The organism is Amycolatopsis acidicola (assembly GCF_007713735.2).
GTDB lineage: Bacteria > Actinomycetota > Actinomycetes > Mycobacteriales > Pseudonocardiaceae > Amycolatopsis_E > Amycolatopsis_E acidicola.
The window spans coordinates 1-5112 of record NZ_VMNW02000181.1 but is presented as its reverse complement, the minus strand read 5'-3'; the positions used below and the strand labels follow the sequence as shown (position 1 = coordinate 5112).

Here is a 5112-nt window from a genome sequence, read left to right as displayed (position 1 = left end):
ACCTAACCCCACCTGCGGAAACGAGCAAGGTGCGTTTGCTCCAACCCGCCCGCGACCACCTCGCGCCCGGACGGGGAGCAAGGAACGTTTGCTCCAACCCGACGACGACGCCCGACTTGCCCCACGACTCGGAGCAAGGTGCGTTTGCTCCAACCCCCGAAGCAAGGAACGTCTGCTCCAATCCGAAGCAAACATCCCTTGCTCCCGACCGCCGCCGCCCCTACCCGGCCGCCCCCTACCCGGCCGCCGTCGAACTGATCGGCGCGTTCGCGTGCGAAAGCCCGAGTTCCAGCATCACGGCCCCCTCGTTCGGCTGCCGCGGCGGAACCTGCATCCACACCCGCACGAGCGTCTGCGGCTGACTCTGCGTGACCCAGAACTTCACGTCGACATCGGAAGTGATTCCCGGCAAGAGCCCGGACACGACGCTCTTCGCCACCTGCCCGGTCACGCGGTACGTCTCCACGCCCTGGACATCTTCCTTCGTCTCCGTCTTGAGCCCCGTGGCCGCGCGAAGCAGCGAAGGCACGCCGTGTTGCGGATCCAGCAGCGCCACGATGTTGTACTCGGCCGGCACCGGCTCGTCGGTCCGCGTCCCGTGCTGGTCGGTGAGCCGCAGGGTGTCCCCGTCGATCTCGTACTGCAGCTCGAACCGATTTGTCGATTCCTGCATGTCGGCCTGGCCCACGGCCGTCCCGTACCGCCCGCCGTCCCGGCTGGCCTGCCCCTTGACCTCTCGCACGTCCAGCCCGGGAATCGTGCCGCTCACGCTGAAGTCGAATTCGATGCTGTGCAGTTGTTCGAGCGCGGTCGCTGCATCGTGGACCATGGTGGTCCCGTCGGGCAGGGGGCCTCGGGTGTCCGGTGAAGCGCTGCAACCGCAGGCGAGCGCCAAAAGCAATACGAGGACACCGGCGGTGCGGCGGCGGAGCATGGCAGTAACCGTAGCGCTGCGGGTCACGGGCTCGAGAAGGTGCGCCGGTACGCCAGCGGCGAAACCCCGATCGACGCGCGCAGATGTTGCCGGAGCGAGGCCGCCGTCCCCAGACCCGATGCCGCCGCCACCCGGTCCACGGCGAGGTTCGTCGTCTCCAGCAGGTGCCGCGCCCGCAGCACGCGCTGCTGGTTCAGCCACGTCCGCGGCGACAACCCGGTCTCCGCCCGGAATCGCCTGCTGAACGTCCGCACACTCATCCGCGCATGCCGTGCCAGCGTGTCCAAGTCCAGCGAGTCGTCCAGCCGTTCCAACGCCCACGCCCTGGTCGCGGCCGTGCTGCCCGCGCCGGATTCGGGTGTCGGGTGGTCGATGTACTGCGACTGACCACCATCCCGCCACGGCGGCACGACGCAGTACCGCGCCGCGGTGTTCGCCACCGCGCTCCCGTGGTCGGACCGGATCACGTGCAGGCACAAGTCCATCCCCGCCGCCAATCCGGCCGAAGTCAGCAGATCCCCGTCGTCGACGAACAACACGCCCTCGTCGAGTTGGACCCGCGGGTAGAGCCGCCGGAACGTTTCGGCGTGCGCCCAGTGCGTCGTCGCCCGCCGCCCGTCGAGCAGACCGGCCGCGGCGAGCACGAACGCTCCCGTGCAGATCGACATGATCCGTGCACCGGCCGGAATCAAGGCCAACGCGTCCGCCACGTCATCGGGCAGCGATCCGCGTCGGCGCGGCCCTTCCAGCGCTGTCCCGGGGATGATCACGGTGTCGGCCGTGGCCAGCGCTTCGGGCCCGTGGTCGAACTTCGCTGTGTACCCGTGCGCGACCCGCACCGGCTCGTTGTCGACCCCACAGAGCTTCACGTCGTAAAGCCGCCGCCCGTCCCGCTCGGCCGCGGAGAAGACCTGCGGCGGGATGGCCATGTCGTAACCGATCACCTCGGAGATCGCCAACACGACGACGCTGTGCATGGCCGAATTCTTGCACATATTGGCGCGTCGGCCACTCGTCCAGGTCGGCGCCCATCCGGAAGCTGTTCAGGTGACTACTTCCGCCCCGTCCCGCCCGCGTCTCCACCGCGCGTGGCTGGTCGCCTTCGCGGCCTTCGTCGCTCTCGTCGGTGCTGCCGGTTTTCGCGCGGCGCCCAGCGTGCTCATCGATCCACTGCACGACGAGTTCGGCTGGTCCCGCTCGACGATTTCGGCTGCGGTGTCGATCAACCTGATCCTGTACGGCCTGATCTCGCCGTTCGCGGCCGCGCTGATGGAACGCCTGGGCATGCGACGCGTGGTCGCCGGAGCGCTCGTCCTGGTCGCCGCGGGTAGTGGGCTCACCGTGTTCATGACCGCCAGCTGGCAGCTCCTGCTCTGCTGGGGAGTGCTCGTCGGCACCGGCACGGGTTCGATGGCGCTGGCGTTCGTCGCCACGGTGACCAGCCGCTGGTTCGTCCGGCACCGCGGCCTGGTCAGCGGGGTGCTCACGGCGGCGGGCGCGGCAGGCCAGCTCGTCTTCCTGCCGATCATCGCCGCGCTGGCCACGAACCACGGCTGGCGATCGGCTTCCCTGACCGTCGCCGGCGCCGCGATCGTCGTCGTCCCGATAGTCCTGATCTTCCTGCGCGACCACCCGAGCGATGTCGACACGACGGCCTACGGCGCAACCGAGCCCGAAGCGAAGCCGGCCCCGACCCACGGCACCGCCCGGCGAGCCCTCACCGTTCTCCGGGATTCCATGCGCAGTCCCGTTTTCTGGCTCCTCGCCGGTGGCTTCGCGATCTGTGGTGCCTCGACGAACGGCCTCGTCGGGACCCATTTCGTGCCGGCCGCGCACGATCACGGCATGCCGCCGACCACCGCGGCATCCCTGCTCGCGCTCGTCGGGCTTTTCGACGTCGCGGGGACGATCGCCTCGGGCTGGTTCACCGACCGGATCGATCCCCGCTGGCTGCTCGGCGGGTACTACTTCCTGCGAGGGGTTTCGCTGCTGCTTCTGCCGCACCTGTTCGCGCCGACGACCGAACCCCCGATGTGGGCGTTCATCATCTTCTACGGACTGGACTGGGTGGCCACCGTCCCGCCGACCGTGGCGCTGTGCCGCGAGCGGTTCGGGCTGACCGGTCCGATCGTCTTCGGCTGGGTGTTCGCCTCCCACCAGATCGGCGCCTCGATCGCCGCGACCGGCGCCGGCCTGATCCACGACCACTTCGGTGGTTACGACCTCGCGTGGTACCTGGCCGGCGGATTGTGCGGTCTCGCTGCGGTGATGTCGATCTCCATTCCCTCGGCCGGGGTACGGGGCGGGCCGCGAAACATGGCGTTAACACGTCGCCCGTAGGGTGCGCTCATGGATCGCCAGCAGGAGTTCGTGCTGCGCACGCTGGAAGAACGTGACATCCGCTTCGTGCGCCTGTGGTTCACCGACGTCTTGGGTTTCCTCAAGTCGGTGGCCGTCGCCCCGGCCGAGCTCGAAGGTGCCTTCAGTGACGGCATCGGCTTCGACGGTTCGGCCATCGAAGGCTTCGCGCGCGTCTACGAATCGGACATGGTCGCGAAGCCCGACCCGTCCACCTTCCAGGTGCTGCCGTGGGAGACGCCCGAGGGCGGGCACTACTCCGCCCGGATGTTCTGCGACATAGCGATGCCCGACGGCTCGCCGTCCTGGGCGGACCCCCGGCACGTGCTGCGCCGCCAGCTTTCGAAGGCCGGGGAAGCGGGGTTCACCTGCTACGTCCACCCGGAGATCGAGTTCTTCCTGCTGTCCACGCTGCCCGAGGACGGAACGGAACCCGAGCCTGCGGACAACGGCGGATATTTCGACCAGGCCAGCCACGCGACCGCGACGCATTTCCGCCGGCACGCGATCGAGACGCTCGAGGCCATGGGCATCTCGGTCGAGTTCAGCCATCACGAGGGCGCGCCCGGCCAGCAGGAGATCGACCTGCGCTACGCCGACGCGCTCACGATGGCCGACAACGTCATGACCTTCCGGTACGTGATCAAGGAAGTGGCGCTCACCCAGGGGGTCCGCGCCACCTTCATGCCCAAGCCGTTCACCGCGCAGCCCGGTTCCGGGATGCACACCCACGTGTCGCTGTTCGAGGGTGATCGGAACGCGTTCCACAACCCGGAGGACCCGTTCGAACTGTCCGACACGGGCAAGGCGTTCGTGGCAGGCCTGCTCTTCCACGCGCGGGAGATCTCGGCGGTCACGAACCAGTGGGTCAACTCCTACAAGCGGCTGATCAGCGGGGGAGAGGCGCCGACAACGGTCTCCTGGGGAAGGGCGAATCGCTCCGCACTGGTGCGCGTCCCGAACTATTCGCCGGGCAAGGCGTCTTCACGTCGCGTGGAGATCCGGACCATCGACTCGGCCTGCAACCCTTATCTCACGTATTCCGTCGTCCTGGCCGCCGGCCTGAAGGGCATCGAGAAGGGGTACGAGCTGCCGCCACCGGCGGAGGACAACATCTGGTCGCTGACCGACGCCGAGCGCAGGGCCGCCGGGTACGACCAGCTGCCGCAGAACCTCGGCGAGGCGCTGACGGAGATGGAGCGTTCCGAGTTGCTGCCCGAAGCTCTGGGCGAGCACGTCTACGACTTCTTCCTGCGGAACAAACGAGTGGAGTGGGACAACTACCGGAGCGCGGTGACGCCGTACGAGCTCCGAACCCTGCTGCCCGTGCTCTGACCTGCGCTTACCCAGTTAGGGGACCCCCCTGTTTCAAGGGGGTTTCGGGACATGTAATCTTCTCTTCGTCGCCAGGGAGACCGGGCCGACGGGGTGAAAACTCCGGCGGACGGAACCAGGGTCGGGCGGTTGACACCGCGAACCGAACCGGGTAATGTACTGCGACGGCCCTGAAGTAGAGGTCGCCAACCACCACTACGAAATCGGTAGCGGTAGAGGCTTCTCTTCATCAGGGAAACACAAAAGCTTTGAATCCAGTTGCGGCGGTTGTCGCGTGTTGTTTGAGAACTCAACAGTGTGTTTGATGAACTAAGCCAGTAGAGCTTATTTGAACCCTTTGTGGGTTCCTTTGAGAAATTACGATCGAGTCGATCGAACTTGTTCATTGTTGGAGAGTTTGATCCTGGCTCAGGACGAACGCTGGCGGCGTGCTTAACACATGCAAGTCGAACGCTGAAGCCGCTTCGGTGGTGGATGAGTGGCGA

General features: G+C 67.1%; 4 protein-coding genes and 1 rRNA gene. 3 read left to right on the top strand and 2 right to left on the bottom strand.

The window, feature by feature from the left end:
• Positions 1-235: 235 nt before the first annotated feature.
• Positions 236-829 carry an LppX_LprAFG lipoprotein gene (locus FPZ12_RS45265; protein ID WP_243770366.1) on the bottom strand — a complete coding sequence of 198 codons (594 nt, stop codon included), beginning with the start codon at positions 827-829 and terminating at the stop codon, positions 236-238.
• Positions 830-957: 128 nt separating this feature from the next.
• Positions 958-1911, bottom strand: coding sequence for a GlxA family transcriptional regulator (locus FPZ12_RS45260; RefSeq protein WP_144762322.1), 954 nt, complete (start codon positions 1909-1911; stop codon positions 958-960).
• Here FPZ12_RS45260 and FPZ12_RS45255 point away from each other — a divergent pair.
• The 3 genes from FPZ12_RS45255 to FPZ12_RS45245 all read left to right on the top strand — a co-directional run.
• The gene (locus FPZ12_RS45255; protein ID WP_144762319.1) at positions 1910-3274 is read left to right on the top strand and encodes an MFS transporter; all 1365 of its coding nucleotides are present in this window, start codon (positions 1910-1912) and stop codon (positions 3272-3274) included. The genes FPZ12_RS45260 and FPZ12_RS45255 overlap by 2 nt on opposite strands.
• A gap of 9 nt (positions 3275-3283) precedes the next feature.
• Entirely contained in the window at positions 3284-4627 is a 1344-nt protein-coding gene (gene glnA, locus FPZ12_RS45250; protein WP_144762316.1) for a type I glutamate--ammonia ligase, read from the top strand.
• A 385-nt stretch (positions 4628-5012) separates the two neighbouring features.
• Positions 5013-5112, top strand: a 16S ribosomal RNA gene (locus FPZ12_RS45245); the annotation flags it as partial.